Here is a 15653-nt window from a genome sequence, read left to right on the forward strand (position 1 = left end):
AGGAAGCCAGCCATCGCATGGTGCGACGCAGCGCAGATGGGCCTCAATAACGGCCAAGTCAAGGCGGCGAGGCCGCCGCCTTGCAGGGCGATGATCAGGTCAGGCCGTTCAGGGCAGCATAGATAGGCTCATATTGACCGTCGATTTCGGCGCGGCGCAGGGGCTTGACCCGTTCGACCAGGATCTCGCCGCGTGAGGTTTCGCCGCGCTCGATCAGGCCGATCACCTCGGCCGTGTAGTCAGCCAGGGGCATGGAGGCGGGGTTCTCCGCATGGCCGGGCATGAGGTCGGTCGCCACCGCCGGCGGCGCCAGCTCCAGCACCTCGACCGGGGTGTCGGCCAACTGGGTGCGCAGCGACTGGGTCCAGGAATGGATGGCCGCCTTGGTGGCGTTGTAGGTCGGCGTGGCCGCCAGCGGGATGAAGGCCAGCCCCGAGGAAACCGTGATCAGGGTCGCCGCGGGTCGAGTCCGCAAATGCGGCAACAGGGCCATGGTCAGTCGGATCGGGCCCAGCAGGTTGGTGGCGATGGTGGTCTCGGCTGTCTCCAGCGAGAAGGGCTCGGCGGTGAGGTCCTCGGTTTGCATGACGCCGGCATTGTTGATGACCACGTTCAGGTCGGGATGGTCCCGCACGATCTGCCCGGCGAAGACACTGATCGCGGCGGCGTCTTCCATGTCCAGCGTCGCCCAGGCCATGCCGGGGTTGGCGGCGGCGACGGCCGTCAGCGGCGCCTCACGACGACCGGTGATGATGATGCGGTTTCCGCGCGCGTGCAGGCTTTCTGCCAGGGCGCGGCCGATGCCGCTGCCGCCGCCGGTGATCAGGATAGTGTTGCCGGTGATCTTCATGTCGGGCTCCTTCGGCGTGCGAATTCACGCCGAGGCCCAGCTATGGTTTATACTCTCCAATCGAAAGTAGGCACCGGAAACAGCCATACTTACCTGTCGGGAAGATTTGGACGTGACAGACTTTCCACCCGCAAGAATTTCACCGCCTCATAGCGACGCACCGGCCGATCCGCGTGTCGAGGCCCTGGTCAGCGAGGTCATCGGCCGGGTGGCGGACAAGTGGACCATGCTGATCCTCGAGGTGCTGGAGCAGCACGGCGAGCAGCGTTTCACCCGCCTTGGCGAACGGGTCGGCGCCATCAGTCAGAAGATGTTGACGCAGACCCTGCGTCAGATGGAGCGCGACGGCCTGGTGGTGCGGACGGTGCATCCGGTCATTCCGCCGCGCGTGGAATACCGGCTGACCGATCTGGGCGTGTCCCTGGCCGAGGCCTTTTGCGGTGTCTGGATCTGGGCGGAAAAGAACCTGGAGCGCATAGAGGCGGCGCGGCTGGCCTTTGATGACCGCAAGGCGGCGGGCTAGCCCAGCAGGCTGACGGCCATGTTGACCGCCAGGGCCAGGATCACCGTGTTGAAGACGAAGGCGATCAGGCTGTGCAGCGTGGCGATGCGGCGCAGTTTCCGGCTGCTGATCTGGATGTCGGCGGTCTGGCTGGCCACGCCGATGATCAGGGCGAAGTGCAGGAAGTCCCAGTAGTCGGCCTCGCCTTCACCCGGGAAGATCAGCCCTTTGCGGTCGCCTTGGCCCGCCTCCGCCGGGGCGTAGAATTCGTGGGCGTAGTGCAGGGTGAAGATGACGTGCACAAACAGCCAGGACAGGGCGATGACGCTGATGGAGAACATGGCCGAGGCCATGGAAGGGCGGCTCTCGCCGGCGGCCTCCATGACGATGATGAAGATACTAGCTGCGGCCGCCAACAGGCTGAGCGGCAGGACCGCGCCCCCGGCCTGATCCAGTTCGGCGGCGCGGCGTCGGATGTCCTCGATCGAGCGGGCGCGCATCACCCGCTCCAGCGTCAGCAACAGGAAGGCGACGGCGCCGGCGCCCCATCCCGCCGCGATCCGCGTCGGCCCGTCCAGGCCTGTCGGCGCCAGGGTGACGACCGCCACCAGAACCGCCAGTCCCAGCCACAGGGCGACGTGCAGACGAAACAGGCGGGCGATCCGGTTCATGCATGCGATGATGACGCTGTTCCGCGAGCGCCGCCAGTCGGCTGAACAAATCGGCCTGAGGCCCGTTTGTTCAGGCTGGAGGATCGGACATATGGCCGCGCGACCGACCTGGCAGGGACATCTGAAGCTGTCGCTCGTGACCTGTCCGGTGGCTCTTTACACGGCGACGAGCAGCGCCAGCGACGTGCGCTTTCACCTCATCAATCCGGCCACCAACAACCGCATCCGCATGGTGACGACGGACCCGGACACCGGGCCGGTCGAGCGATCGGATCTGGTCAAGGGCTATGAGGTGGCCAAGGACGAATACGTCCTGTTCGACGAGGCCGACTTCGACAAGGTGAGGCTTGAAAGCACCCGCACCATCGCCATCGACCAGTTCGTCGACGAGGGCGACATCGACCGCCTCTACTGGGACGATCCCTTCTATGTGGTGCCGGAAAAGGGCGTGGGCGTCGAAGCCTTCGCCGTGATCCGCGAAGCCATGAAGTCGGCGGGCAAGATCGCCCTCGGCCAGCTGGTGCTGCGCGGCAAGGAGCGCCAACTGGCGCTGGAGGTCCACGGCAAGGGGCTGGTCGCCTACACCCTGCGCGCCCACGACGAGGTGAAGGCCGCCGACGACTTCTTTGACGATATTCCCGAGGTGGCCGCCGACGCCGACATGGTCGAGATCGCCGCCCGCATCATCGGCCAGAAGGAGGCGGACTTCGATCCGACCCGCTTCCACGATCGCTACGACGAGGCGCTGCGCGAGATGATTGCGACCAAGCAGAAGGGCGGGAAGGGCGTCGTCACCGCGCCGGAGCCGGACGATACGAACGTCATCGACCTGATGGCGGCTCTGAAGGCCAGTCTGAAGGGATCGGCGGGGCCGGCCGGAAAGAAGCCGGCGCCGAAGAAAAAGGCAGGCTAGGGGAGGCGCGGTCCTGACGGATGCTGTCGATCAGGACCGCAGCAGCGGCTCAGCCCTCGGCGGTCTCGCGGCGCTTCATCATGGCGTCGAAACTGTCCCAGACGCCGTCGGCGCCATGCCAGGAGCCTTGGGTCGCCGCCTTGGAGTATTCAGTGGCGCGGGCCTCGAAGAAGTTGGCGTGCTCGACGCCCGACAGCAGCGACTGCAGCCAGGGCAGCGGGTTTTCCGTCACGCCGTACACTTCCGGCAGTTGCAACTGGCGCAGACGCCAGTCGGCGATGAAGCGGATGTACTGCTTGATGTCGTCCGGCGTCATGCCGTTGACCGGACCCATTTCGAAGGCCAGGTCGATGAACTTGTCCTCCATCGCCACCACGGTCTTGCAGCAGTCGACGATGTCGTCGGCCACAGCCTTGGTGACGGCGCCCGTCTCCTTGTTGAAGGCGTGGTAGAGCTTGATGATGCCTTCGCAGTGCAGGCTCTCGTCGCGCACCGACCAGGACACGATCTGGCCCATGCCCTTCATCTTCGACTGGCGCGGGAAGTTCATCAGCATGGCGAAGCTGGCGAACAGTTGCAGGCCTTCGGAGAAGCCCCCGAACATGGCCAGCGTCCGGCAGATGTCGGCGTCGGTCTCGACCCCGAACTGGCCCATGAAGTCATGCTTGTCGCGCATGGCCTCGTATTCCATGAAGGCGCCGAACTCGCTCTCGGGCATGCCGATGGTTTCGAGCAGCAGGGCGTAGGCCGCAATATGGATGGTCTCCATATTGGCGAAGGACGCCAGCATCATCTTCACTTCGGTCGGTTTGAACACCCGGCCGTAGCGCTCCATGTAGTTGTCCTGGACCTCGATGTCGGCCTGGGTGAAGAAGCGGAAAATCTGCGTCAGCAGGTTGCGCTCGCTGTCGGTCAGGTTGGCGGCCCAGTCCTTGACGTCCTCGCCCAGCGGCACCTCTTCGGGCATCCAGTGGACCTGCTGCTGCTTCTTCCACATGTCGAAAGCCCACGGATAGCGGAAGGGCTTGTAGGCGGCCGAAGGCGTCAGCAGTCCGGCCGTTCCGGGGCGGATGATCGAGGAGTGGGCGTTCATCAAAATGACCTGAAGCGAATCCGGAAAGAAGTAAGTTTCACCATGCGTCCAGCGACGTCCGGCGCCAAGTCGAAACCGGCCTATCTTGCGATCAAATTTATCTATGACGCTAGATATGGTGGTCTGCGGACAATCAGATGGGGAGAAGCCTGGGGATGAGTTTCACCATTTACGGCGCCGCTGGCTCGGGATCGGTTCCGGTCGAGGCGGCCATGACCCTGATCGGCCTGGACTATCGCGTCATCGAGGCCGTGACCTGGGAGGGCGAGGCCGAGCGCGACAAGGTCGCCGTCGCCAACCCCATGCGCCAGATCCCGGCCCTGATCACGCCCGCTGGCGAGACGATCACCGAGAGCGCCGCCATCCTGATCTGGCTGGCCGACGCCTATCCGCAAGCGCGGCTGGGACCGAGACTGGACGATCCGCGCCGGGCCCAGTTCCTGCGCTGGATGACCTTCATCCCGGCGGCCATCTATTCGATGTTCTGGGTGCGCGACGTGCCCTCGCGGCTGGTGGGCGAGGATGCGGCGGCGCAGGAAGAACTGAAGCGGCGAACCGCTGAGCGCATCGCCGAATGCTGGCGCGTCATGGACAGCCAGATCACGCCGGGGCGCTTCCTGCTGGGCGACGAGCTGAGCGTGCTCGACCTCTATGTCGCCGTCGCCAGCCGCTGGACGCCGCGCCGCCAACGCTTCTATGCCGAGGCGCCGCGCATGGCCGAGGTGATGCGCCGGGTGGACGACCTGCCGGAACTGCAGGCCTTCTGGACCAAGCGTTTTCCGTTGGGCGACGACGCCTAGGCGGCGTGGACCTGCTCGCGATCCGCGGCGGCGCGGAAGGTCTGGTCGATGGCGGCGTAGAGTCGTTCATAGGTGACCGGCTTGGCCAGGTGAGCGTCCATGCCTGCCGCCAGACAGCGGGCGGCGTCCTCCGGCATGGCGTCGGCGGTCACCGCCAGAATAGGCGTTTCGCTGGCTGTCGACGGCAGGGCCCGGATGCGCCGCGTCGCCTCCAGCCCGTCCAGGCGCGGCATACGCACGTCCATGAGGATCAGGTCGAAGGCGTCGCCCTCGACCTTTTCGACAGCCTCGAGACCGTCGACCGCCTCGACCGCCTTGCAGCCCGCCGCCTCGATCATTAGCCGCAGCATCTGCCGGTTCACGGGGTGGTCGTCGACAATCAGGGCGCGCAAGGGCGCGGCCTCGCCAGGGACCTCGGAAGGGAGAGACGCCAGGGCCTCAAGCTGCGCCGTCAGCACGAAGACAGAGCCTGCGGGTGAGGTCGAGCCCAGAACCACGTCGCCGCCCATGCAGGCCGCATGGCGCTTCGCCGCCGGCAGGCCCACCCCGGCCCCGCCATGGCGACGGCGCAGGGAATCGTCGCTCTGGGCGAAGGGTTCGAACAGGTGGGGTATGAAGGCCGCATCCATGCCGCCGCCGGTATCGGACACCGCGATCCGCAGTCGGTCGCCGACGTGAGACGCTTCTATGCGAACCTCGCCCCGGTCGGTGAACTTGACGGCGTTGGAGGTCAGGTGCCGCACGGCGCCCCGCAGTCGTCGGGCGTCGCCGAGCACGCGGCCGCCCGGCTGCAGCGCCAGATCAATGACGAACTCCAGCCCCTTGGCGCGCGCCGCGGCGGCTTCCAGCGCCACGGCGTCACAGATCAAGGCCTCCAGGTCGAACGGCTCCAGGCAAAGGGGCTCGTCGCCGCGCGACACGTCCAGAACATCCTCGACCAGGGTCAACATGGCGGCGCCGGAGGCACGGATGGCGGAAACCTGGGTCTGGGCCTCGGGCGGCAGGTCGTCGCGGCGCGACAGCAGGTCGGCATAGCCGCTGACCCCGTTCAGCGGCGTGCGCATCTCGTGGCTCATTAGCGCGAGGAAGCGTGACTTGACCGCATCGGCCGCCTCCGCGCGTCGACGCTGCTCCAGGGCGGTCGTCGTGCGTCGGGCCAGACGGGCGATGAAGGAGCGCCGCTCGGCGATCATGGCGCTGATGGGCAGGGCCGTCATCGCCGCCACCAGCAGGAAGCCGTAGTAGAGCGGCATCTGCCGCATGCGATCCGACAGATGGTGGAGTTCCGGCACATAGGGGACCGGCGAGGCGCTGACGGGGCCGTGCCCGGTCAGGGTCATCAAGCCGCTGATGAGCATCGTCAGCACCAGGGCGATGGCCATCCAGGGCGGCGACAGCCGGAAGGCCGCCAGCATCAGCGGCGGGAACATCAGGAAGAGGAAGGGCGAGGACTGGTTGAAGATCCACAGGGCCGTGATCATCACCAGACCCAAGATGGCGACGACCTCCAACGGCGACTGCCTGACCTGATTAAACCGGTGCGCGCGGGCTAGCAGCAGCAGGCTGGGCGTGACGATCACAAGCCCGAGCAACTCCATGGCGAACAGATGCCGCCAGGCGAAGGCGGCCCGCACCCATGAGTAGTCGCGCACGAACCAGGCCACGGTCACCCCGATGGTGGCTGTCAGGGCCACGGCCGGCAAGGCCGCGCCGAGGGTGAACAGGACCACGCGCCGAGGCCGCCGCATGTCCAGCGCCGCGCCGCACAGCCGCCGCGTCAGAATGCCGGCGACCAGCACCTGAACCAGGTTCAGCAGGGGATTCAGCCAGACGAAGGGCGGAGCGTCTCCCCGCACGGCGGTGCTCGCCAGATTCAGACCGAAGCACAGGGCCAGAACCATGGCGGCGCGCCGCCGGGGCAGTTGCAGCAAGGCCGCCAGCATCACCCCGTTGGCGGGCCAGGCGATCACCGCCTCGAAGGTGGATGCGCTCCAGTGGCCCAACAGCAGACAGAGCGCATAGAGCGACACATAAACAGCGGCGTGCGGGCCCGCCTCCTGGCCGGCCTCGTGACGAAAGACTCGCCAGCGTCCGCTCATTGCCCCCCTGTCCCCATTCTGGTGCGCTGCGTTTCAGGGTGCGCGCGAAATTGTAAAGAAATCTTACTGCCGGGCGAACGCGGTTTTTACGTACGGGCTCGGCAGGTTTCAGTCAGATCAGACCCATGGCGCGAGCCTCGGCTTCCAGCCCTTTTCGGAACTGAGGGGCGGCCAGGCCGATCAGGGCGCGGGCGCGCTGATCGACGGTCAAGCCGCGCAGATTGACCCAGCCGTGCTCGGTCACGACGATCTGGGTGTCATTGCGCGGCGTGGTCACGGGCCCGTCCAGTTTGGCGACGATGCGCGAGGCGGCGCCCCTGGCCGCCGTCGAGTGGCAGGCGATGATCGACTTTCCATCCACGGACGCTGAGGCGCCGCGTACGAAGTCCAGTTGCCCGCCCGAGGCCGTATACTGGCGTCCGTTCAGATACTCAGAGCAGCAGGCGCCGAAGAGGTCGATCTGCAAGGTGGCGTTGACCGACACCATCCTGTCGTTGCGCGCGATGACGGCGGGGTCGTTCACATAGTCGACCGGGCGGGCCTCCAGCGCCGGATTCTCGTGCAGGAATTCATAGGTCGAGCGATCACCCATGGCGAAGGTGAAGACGGTCTTGCCGGGATGCAGGCTCTTCCTGGCGTTGGTGACGACTCCGGCCCGCATCAGCGCGACCAGACCCGGCGTCAGCAACTCGGTGTGGATGCCCAGATCGGCATGATCGTGCAGGGCGGCGCAGACCGCGTCCGGCAAGGCGCCTATGCCCATCTGCAGGGTCGAGCCGTTCTCGATCAAGCCGGCGATGATGCCGCCGATGACGACATCTTGCGGCTGTTGAGCAGCCTTGCCCGATTCCAGCAGGGGCGCGGCGTGTTCGACCAGGGCCGTGACCTGGGACACATGCACCCGGCAGTCGCCGAAGACGCGCGGCATGTGCGGATTGACTTCCAGCACCACCCGCTCGGCCGTCTTCGACGCGGCCAGGGCGTAGTCGGTGTTGGTGCCGAAGCTGAAATAGCCGTCGGCGTCCATCGGCGAGACGGTGGCCAGCAGGGTGTCGACGCCGATCGCGCGTGTCAGAACGTTCGGCGTCTGCTGGAAGCCGGTGGGGACGAACCAGACGCCTTGACGGCCTTCCTCGATCCCGCGCGCCTCCAGCTTCCGCTCGATGGCGCCATGGAACAGGCTGTGGGGGCGCAGACGGTCAGTCAGTTCGTAGCGCAGCACTGTCTCGCCGGCGATGGCGGTGGACAGCAGGTAGTAGATATTGATGTCGCCGACCGCGTTCGCCTCGGCCCGGTCGGCCAGGGCCTTCAACAGGGCGGGCGGCTGGGCGACGCCCAGCGCCATGGCCACCTTGGCGCCCGACGGAATCAGGGCGGCCGCGTCGGCGGGCGTCATCAGACGCTGGGCGTATTGCGTAGCGTGATCGGTCATGGCGCTTCCTCGAACGGCCGTTCGGCTCTCTTCGATCCGTTATCCGGCGCCCGACGCATTCCGACCGCTAGACATTGGTCGAAGGCGCGTCCTGCAGGCGGGCGTCATGCAGCCGCTGGCGGCGCTCGATCGCGTAGGCGACCAGCCACAGCGCCATGGCCCAGGCCGCCCCCACGCTCCATCCGGCGAAGACGTCCGAGGCCCAATGCGCGCCCAGATAGATGCGCGTCAGTCCGATCAGCAGGGCGATCAGGATGGCGCAGCCCAGGACATAGGCCTTCATCCTTTTGCGCGGGAAGGCGCGGGTCAGCATCACCCCCAGCGTCAGATAGAAGACCGTCGACAACAGGGCGTGACCCGAGGGGAAGCTGGCGTTCAGCGTCTCGACTGCTTGATAGACGGCCGGCGGACGCTCGCGCTCGAACAGGGCCTTTAGCCCTTCGCTGAGAGCCACGCCGCCGGTCAAGCCCAGGACCAGCAGCAGGGCCGACAGCCGCTTGCCCTGGATCAGCATGAAGCCCAGCACGATCAGGGCGAACAGGGTGAGGACTGAAATGCCGCCCAGGGACGTGATGTCCGCCGCCGCCTCCTGCAGCCACCACGGCCCCCAGGGACGCCCTGGATCGTCGGCGAAGGGCCGCACTGCGTGCAGCACCGCCTGGTCGAAGGCCTGGCCGTCCGGCTCGCGCATGTCATCGGCCACCTCGATGAAGGTCAGGGTGCCCAGGGCTATCACCATCAGGGCGGCGACGGCGGCGATTTCGGTACGGGCCACGCGCAGGGCGCGGGTCAGGAAGGCGGTCGGATGCGGAGCCATGAGCCGCTAACGGTCAAGCTGGACGAGCCGTTCCCTTGTCTTGTTGATCACGCGTTTGTGAACTCATTGTGGGCGACGACGAGGACCTGGCTTGACGGTTGTCTTTTCCGACTTTTCCACAGGGGCGTCGGCGCGGAATCTCGCGCCGCCACATCCCCCGGCCAAGATCAAGACTTTATAAAAAATTAAAGATGTGCACCCATACATCTAGCCGAGCGCGGGAACAGAAACACCACATCTAGTGTTTCATACCGGCACGGTCTTCATACGATTTTGATCGGGGCAAGGATCAACATGGCTGGCGGCGAAGCTCTGCAGACGACGGAATTCACGACGGTTTCTGCGTCGCCGCCCGAGGGCAAGCCGCTGTTGAAAGTGGTCACCGGACTGCAGCTGGACCGCACGCGCGACGCCCTGCTCACCGACTTCGGCAAGAAGACACTGGAAGACCGTTACCTGCTGGCGGGCGAAAGCTATCAGGATATGTTCGCCCGCGTCTCGACGGCCTACGCCGACGATGCCGACCACGCCCAGCGCATCTATGACTACATGTCCAAGCTGTGGTTCATGCCGGCCACACCCGTTCTGTCGAACGGCGGCGCCGACCGCGGCCTGCCGATCAGCTGCTTCCTGAACGCTGTCGGCGACAGCCTGGACGGCATCCAGAATGTCTGGAACGAAAATGTCGCCCTGGCCTCGAACGGCGGGGGCATCGGCACCTACTGGGGCGGCGTCCGCTCCATCGGCGAGAAGGTCAAGGGCGCGGGCCAGACCAGCGGCATCATCCCCTTCATCCGCGTGATGGACTCCATGACGCTGGCGATCAGCCAAGGCTCGCTGCGCCGCGGCTCGGCGGCCGTCTACCTGGACATCCACCACCCCGAAATCGAGGAGTTCCTCGAGATCCGCAAACCCTCGGGCGACTTCAACCGCAAGTCCCTGAACCTGCACCACGGCCTCAATATCACGGACGAGTTCATGGAGGCGGTGAAGACCGGCTCCACCTTCGACCTGAAATCGCCCAAGGACGGCGCGGTCATGAAGACCGTCGACGCCCGCGCGCTGTGGACCAAGATCCTCGATATCCGCATGCAGACGGGCGAGCCCTATCTGATCTTCTCGGACACGGTGAACCGCCAGCTGGCGCCGCATCAGCGCGAGCTGGGCCTGAAGGTCAAGCAGTCGAACCTGTGCGCCGAAATCATGCTGCACACTGGCAAGGACCACCTGGGCGCTGAGCGCACCGCCGTCTGCTGCCTGTCGTCGGTCAACGCCGAGACCTTCCTGGAATGGCGCGAAGAGCCGAAGTTCATCGAAGACATCATGCGCTTCCTGGACAACGTCCTGGAGGACTTCATCCACCGTGCCCCGCCCGCCATGGCGGCGGCGGTCTACTCGGCCAGGCGCGAGCGGTCGGTGGGTCTGGGCCTGATGGGCTTCCACTCCTTCCTGCAAGGGCAGGGCGTGGCCTTTGAAAGCGCCATGGCCAAGTCGTGGAACATGCGCCTGTTCAAGCACCTGCGTCGCGAGGCCGACAAGGCCAGCCGCGTGCTGGCCGAAGAAAAGGGCCCCTGCCTGGACGCCGCTGAACGCGGCGTGATGGAACGCTTCTCGCACAAGCTGGCCATCGCCCCGACCGCTTCGATCTCGATCATCTGCGGCGGCGCCTCGGCGGGCATCGAGCCGATCCCGGCCAACATCTATACGCACAAGACCCTGTCGGGCTCGTTCGCGGTCAAGAATCCTTACCTGCAGAAGATTCTGGGCGAGAAGGGCATCGACACCGAGGCCGTATGGAACTCGATCCTTGAACACGAAGGCTCGGTCCAGCATCTGGAGGCCCTGTCGGACGATGAGAAGGGCGTGTTCAAGACCGCCTTTGAACTGGACCAGCGCTGGGTGGTTGAACTGGCCGCCGACCGCGCGCCGGAAATCTGCCAGGCCCAGTCGCTCAACCTCTTCATCCCCGGCGACGTGAACAAGTGGGACCTGCACATGCTGCACTGGTCCGCCTGGGAACGCGGCGTGAAGTCGCTGTATTATTTGCGCTCCAAGTCGGTGCAGCGCGCCGCCTTCGCCGGCGCCGAGGACAAGGCCGAGGCCGAGATCGATCCGAACCAGCCGGACCTCTTCTCCGCCGCCCGCACCGACTACGATGAGTGCCTGGCCTGTCAGTAGGCCGGATCCCTCTCATCACAATCCGCTGATGTGACCGCACTCAGCCAGCCGCCCGGGGGAACCGTCCTCCGGGCGGTTTCGTTTTGGCGTGACAGGATTGTGGCTTGAAAGAGTCCGTTGCAGTTCCCCCGCGTTAGTGCAGAGTGTGACTGTTAACGGGTTTGGGAGGGACCGTTGTGCGCTTAGAGGCTTGCCTCGTTGGTGTTCTGATTGTCGTGGGCCTACCCATGACAGCGAGCGCGCAGACGAGCGTCACGAACGCAGGTCCCAACATCGCGCCTATCGCTGCTCGGGGCGGTGACGCTGTTCAGTTTGAGGACGCCGCCGCTCGTCTGGACAATGAGATCGCCTTCGCCGCTGCGGACGCGCCCTTCGGCGCCCCCATGGCCCTGTCGGACTCGCCTGCAGGGCGTGACGCCTTCATCGCCACCCAGAACGAGGCCTGGTTCACCGGCGACGGCTTCACCGATCGGCTGCGCGTCACAGCCCGTGGCGAACCGCGCCGCGCCGACGGGGCGCCAGTGCCGCCGCGCGCCCTGGACGCCCGCGCCTATGACGGCGAGAGCTATGACGTCACCTATACGCGCGGCTGGGTCGCGGCCCAGGGCCGCACGGCCTCGGGTCTGGAGGTGTCGCTGACGCCCCACGCCGGGGTCGGCTTCGGCAGCGACGGCACGACGGCCGAGGCTGGGGCCACGCTGAAGATCGGCGAGGGCCTGGATCGCCTGGCCCCCGATGGCGACGAGGCCTTCGGCGATCGGGCGCGCTGGTACGTCTACGCCGCCGGATCCAAGCGCGCCGTCGGCTACAACTTCGCCCGCACCCGCGACGGCGACTTCGCCCGTTCGGGCATGAGCCACGACGAGGGCGCCTTCCTGGGCGACGCTTCCGTCGGCGTCGCCTATCGCCGGGGCGCGATGCAGGGATCGTTCGGCATCGTCTACCGTGAGATCGAGGCCAACGGCATTCGCGCCTACAACGGCATCAACACCGATGTGTCGGAAGGCCTGGTGGCCTTCCAACTGACGATCCGTCCCCGCGAGTAGACCCTACTGGGTCCGCGCCACGCCCTCGCGGCGGCTGTCGGCCGCCCCGTCCCAACGCCCGTTGCGCCACAAGCCGCCGTGCAGGCCCGAGGTTTCGGTCGTGTTTGGCCGCAGCATCACGCCGCGCGCCGCCATGCCGTCTCTCACCCCGGCGGGGAAGCCCTCGGTGTCCGCGCCGAAGCCGTCGCCCTTGGCCACCAGGTTCGGTAGGTCGAAGGCCGCCTGCAACGGCAGATCCCAGGCCAGCGCCCCGATCAGGGCCTTAGCGTTGTAGGCCAGGATGGATGAGCCGCCGGGCGAGCCCAGGGCGCCGACGAGGCGTCCTTCGCGGTCCAGAATAATGACCGGCGACATGGACGAGCGTGGGCGCTTGCCCGCCGCGACAGCATTGGCCGCCGGCGTGCCGTCCGAGGCGGTCGGGACCAGCGAGAAGTCGGTCAGCTGGTTGTTGAGGAAGAAGCCGCCGGCCATCCGGCCCGAGCCGAACAGGCTCTCGACCGTGGTGGTCATGCTGACCGCATTGCCCTGGGCGTCCACGACGACGAGGTGCGAGGTGCCCGCCGGTTCCTGCGTCGCGTCGGCGCCGACGCGCGGCGCCCCGGTCGGCGTGCCGAAGGGAGCAGCCCCCCGCAGGGCCGGGGCCAGGGCCGCGCGTTCGGCCACATAGGTCGGGTCCAGCAGACCGGCGACCGGCACCGAGACAAAGGCCGGATCGCCGAAATAGCGATCGCGGTCGGCGTACATCAGCCGCTGCAGCTGGCCGAAGGCGGCCCAGGCCTCGGCGCTCTGCGCGCCCTTGTCGAGATCGGGCGTCTGCTCGCCCATGGCCAGCAGTTGCAGGATGGACGCCCCGCTGGACGGCGGCGGCGGCACGCAGACGACATAGACCTTGTAGGGGCCGCACACGGCCTCGCGCACCAGCGGGCGATAGGCGGCGATGTCGGCGGTGGTCAGCGCCCCTGGGCGCGGGTCCTCGGCCACTGCGGCGGCGATGGCTTCGGCCAGCGGCCCTGTTTGCAGACCCGCCGCGCCCTCGCGCGCCAGGGTCCGCACCGTCTCGGCATAGGCCGGGTTCTTCAGCACGTCGCCGGCGACATAGCGGGTGCCGTCGGCCTTGGTGAAATATTCGGTCGCCCAGCGCGTCTTCGCCTGGGGCGCGTCGCCGTTGATCATCCCGGCCAGACGCGGACTGACGACGAAACCGTCTTGCGCCAGCTTCTCGGCGTCGCCGAACAGGTCGGACCAGGCCAGGGCGCCATGCTGTCTCTGCGCCAGGGCCAGCATGGGCACCACGCCCGGCGCCCCGGTGGAGCGTCCGCTCAGCACGGCGTCGACGAAGGGCAGGGGGCGACCATTCTCGTAAAACAGTTCGGGCGTGGCCGAAGCCGGGGCGGTCTCACGCCCGTCGTAGACGGTGAGGGCCCCATTGTCGGCGTCGTAGAACATCATGAAGGCGCCGCCGCCCAGCCCCGACGACTGCGGCTCGACCAGGCCCAACACCGCCTGCACGGCGACAGCGGCGTCCACCGCCGACCCGCCGCGCGCCAGAACCTTCATCCCCGCCTCGACCGCCAGGGGATTGGCCGCCGACACGAAGGGGCCGCGCGCGGGCGTCTCAGCCGTCGCCGTGGTTGATCCCGCCGCCGTCGCCTCGGCGGCCGGCGCCGTGGCGCATCCCGTCAGCATAAAAGCGCCGACAGCCGCACTGGCCAGAATGAGCGAAATCTTGCGCCGACGGTTCGACGAGGGGATGGAATAGGCGCGCACGAAACAGCTCCTGCGGGGTTCAGGGAGAGGTTCATGCCTAGTGTCCCAGGCCTCTGAGGCCAAGCCTGCATTTTCTATCGGCATTTTCAGAAAAGCCGCTTGCAAGCCCCCGGCCCACCCGCTAGATAGCCGCCCTGCCCGCAAGGCGGTGCGCACCCGTAGCTCAGCTGGATAGAGCACCAGACTACGAATCTGGGGGTCAGGAGTTCGAATCTCTTCGGGTGCGCCACTTTGCTTTCAAAGGCTTGACGCTTAGTCGAGCTGTTTCCTTGAAGCGTTGCGGCGGCTATTTTCGATATTTCTGCAGATGTTTGCGCTGATGGGCGAAAGGCCTTCGAGCGTTTGTGTTCTTGCATCCTGCTCCATGAGAGGCGTCGCCACGTGGTGCGTCCTGGGGCGCCAGTCTGGCCCCTTTCTGTGGAGGATGCTTGGCCCTGGACGTCTTGCTGCATACCACTCAAACCTTGGTGGTTGCGTCTGGCTAGCCTTCCATATCGATTTCGCCCAGCGCGCCGTCCTGGAAGGCTGAACGACGCGCTGTCCGGGGCTCAGAGCAGGGCGGTGATCGCCGCCCGCGTCGCCTCGCCCAGATCTGGGCGTTTCAGGGCCAGGGCGACGTTGGCGCGCAGCAGGCCGATCTTGTCGCCGCAGTCATGGGTGACGCCTTCATACTCATAGGCGGTGAAGGCTTGTGTCTTCATCAAGCGGTCCATGGCGTCGGTCAGCTGGATTTCGCCGCCGGCGCCGCTTTCCTGGGTCTCCAGCAGGTCGAAGATTTCCGGCTGCAGGATGTAGCGGCCCGAGATCGACATATTGGACGGGGCCGTGCCCTGTTTCGGCTTTTCGACCATGCCCTTCATGGCCAGGCGGCGGCCGTCGCGGCTGGAGGGATCGACGATGCCGTATTTGTGGGTCTCCGACTCGGGCACGGCCTCCACGCCGATGACGTTGCCGCCGACCTCGGCATAGAGGTCCGCCAGCTGCTTGAGGGCGCCGGGGCGGCTGTCGACGATGACGTCGGGCAGGATGACGGCGAAGGGCTCGTGGCCGATGATGTCGCGGGCGCACCAGACGGCGTGGCCCAAGCCCTTGGGCTGCATCTGGCGGGTGAAGCTCATCTCGCCGGCGGTGGCCAGTTCGGCGTTCATGGCCGCCAGGATCTCGGTCTTGCCCTTGGCCGCCAGTTGGGCCTCCAGCTCGATCTGGTGGTCGAAATAGTCCTCGATCGCCTGTTTGGCGCGACCGGTGACGAAGACGATGTGCTCGATCCCCGCTTCGCGCGCCTCTTCGACGATGTAGGACAGGATCGGCCGATCGACGACATTCAGCAGTTCCTTCGGCGTGGTCTTGGTGCCGGGCAGGACGCGGGTGCCCAGGCCAGCCACGGGGAGAACCGCCTTGCGAAGGCGCGCGGGGGAAGTCGTCATCAGTCGTCCTGAAAGCCGTTAGCCGGCTTTCATAGGCGGAAATCGTGACGGTTCCAAA

The 15653-nt window shown here is 66.5% G+C and carries 13 protein-coding genes and 1 tRNA gene; 6 read left to right on the forward strand and 8 right to left on the reverse strand.

Annotated features, from left to right (window positions below):
- Positions 1-94: 94 nt before the first annotated feature.
- Positions 95-850, reverse strand: a complete 756-nt coding sequence (locus tag ACIQTU_RS01690; protein WP_400541383.1) for an SDR family oxidoreductase — start codon at positions 848-850, stop codon at positions 95-97.
- 112 nt (positions 851-962) lie between these two features.
- Here ACIQTU_RS01690 and ACIQTU_RS01695 point away from each other — a divergent pair, with 112 nt between their 5' ends.
- Positions 963-1373, forward strand: coding sequence for a winged helix-turn-helix transcriptional regulator (locus ACIQTU_RS01695; RefSeq protein WP_400541386.1), 411 nt, complete (start codon positions 963-965; stop codon positions 1371-1373).
- Here the strand turns inward: ACIQTU_RS01695 and ACIQTU_RS01700 are convergent.
- Positions 1370-2023 carry a DUF1345 domain-containing protein gene (locus ACIQTU_RS01700; RefSeq protein ID WP_400541389.1) on the reverse strand — a complete coding sequence of 218 codons (654 nt, stop codon included), beginning with the start codon at positions 2021-2023 and terminating at the stop codon, positions 1370-1372. The two genes, ACIQTU_RS01695 and ACIQTU_RS01700, sit on opposite strands and share 4 nt — an antisense overlap.
- A gap of 91 nt (positions 2024-2114) precedes the next feature.
- Between ACIQTU_RS01700 and ACIQTU_RS01705 the strand changes: the two genes are divergently transcribed.
- Positions 2115-2936 carry a Ku protein gene (locus tag ACIQTU_RS01705; RefSeq protein WP_400541392.1) on the forward strand — a complete coding sequence of 274 codons (822 nt, stop codon included), beginning with the start codon at positions 2115-2117 and terminating at the stop codon, positions 2934-2936.
- Positions 2937-2985: 49 nt separating this feature from the next.
- On the opposite strand, the gene ACIQTU_RS01710 is transcribed toward ACIQTU_RS01705, so the two are convergent.
- On the reverse strand, positions 2986-4029 hold the full coding sequence (locus ACIQTU_RS01710; protein ID WP_400541395.1) for a ribonucleotide-diphosphate reductase subunit beta: 1044 nt from the start codon (positions 4027-4029) through the stop codon (positions 2986-2988).
- A 155-nt stretch (positions 4030-4184) separates the two neighbouring features.
- On the opposite strand from ACIQTU_RS01710, the gene ACIQTU_RS01715 reads away from it, so the two are divergent.
- Positions 4185-4829, forward strand: coding sequence for a glutathione S-transferase family protein (locus tag ACIQTU_RS01715; RefSeq protein ID WP_400541398.1), 645 nt, complete (start codon positions 4185-4187; stop codon positions 4827-4829).
- Here ACIQTU_RS01715 and ACIQTU_RS01720 read toward each other — a convergent pair.
- The 3 genes from ACIQTU_RS01720 to ACIQTU_RS01730 form a co-directional block, all read right to left on the reverse strand.
- Positions 4826-6928: a response regulator gene (locus ACIQTU_RS01720; RefSeq protein ID WP_400541401.1), complete on the reverse strand. Its 2103-nt coding sequence runs from the start codon at positions 6926-6928 to the stop codon at positions 4826-4828. The two genes, ACIQTU_RS01715 and ACIQTU_RS01720, sit on opposite strands and share 4 nt — an antisense overlap.
- A gap of 112 nt (positions 6929-7040) precedes the next feature.
- The gene (locus ACIQTU_RS01725) at positions 7041-8360 is read right to left on the reverse strand and encodes an acetyl-CoA hydrolase/transferase family protein (protein ID WP_400541404.1); all 1320 of its coding nucleotides are present in this window, start codon (positions 8358-8360) and stop codon (positions 7041-7043) included.
- 67 nt (positions 8361-8427) lie between these two features.
- Complete coding sequence (locus ACIQTU_RS01730) at positions 8428-9177, reverse strand: phosphatase PAP2 family protein (protein WP_400541407.1); 750 nt, start codon at positions 9175-9177, stop codon at positions 8428-8430.
- A gap of 294 nt (positions 9178-9471) precedes the next feature.
- On the opposite strand from ACIQTU_RS01730, the gene ACIQTU_RS01735 reads away from it, so the two are divergent.
- Complete coding sequence (locus tag ACIQTU_RS01735) at positions 9472-11355, forward strand: ribonucleoside-diphosphate reductase subunit alpha (protein WP_400541410.1); 1884 nt, start codon at positions 9472-9474, stop codon at positions 11353-11355.
- 227 nt (positions 11356-11582) lie between these two features.
- A complete protein-coding gene (locus ACIQTU_RS01740; RefSeq protein ID WP_400541413.1) occupies positions 11583-12401 on the forward strand; it encodes a lipid A-modifier LpxR family protein in 819 nt (272 codons plus the stop codon).
- A 3-nt stretch (positions 12402-12404) separates the two neighbouring features.
- Here the strand turns inward: ACIQTU_RS01740 and ACIQTU_RS01745 are convergent, their stop codons facing one another.
- Positions 12405-14168, reverse strand: a complete 1764-nt coding sequence (locus ACIQTU_RS01745) for a gamma-glutamyltransferase family protein (protein ID WP_400541416.1) — start codon at positions 14166-14168, stop codon at positions 12405-12407.
- A 152-nt stretch (positions 14169-14320) separates the two neighbouring features.
- Here ACIQTU_RS01745 and ACIQTU_RS01750 point away from each other — a divergent pair.
- A tRNA-Arg gene (locus ACIQTU_RS01750) sits at positions 14321-14397 on the forward strand.
- A gap of 319 nt (positions 14398-14716) precedes the next feature.
- Here ACIQTU_RS01750 and galU read toward each other — a convergent pair.
- A complete protein-coding gene (galU, locus tag ACIQTU_RS01755; protein ID WP_400541419.1) occupies positions 14717-15595 on the reverse strand; it encodes a UTP--glucose-1-phosphate uridylyltransferase GalU in 879 nt (292 codons plus the stop codon).
- Positions 15596-15653 lie beyond the last annotated feature (58 nt).

The sequence above is a fragment of the Brevundimonas sp. NPDC090276 genome, from assembly GCF_044772165.1.
In the GTDB taxonomy this organism is placed as follows: Bacteria; Pseudomonadota; Alphaproteobacteria; order Caulobacterales; family Caulobacteraceae; genus Brevundimonas.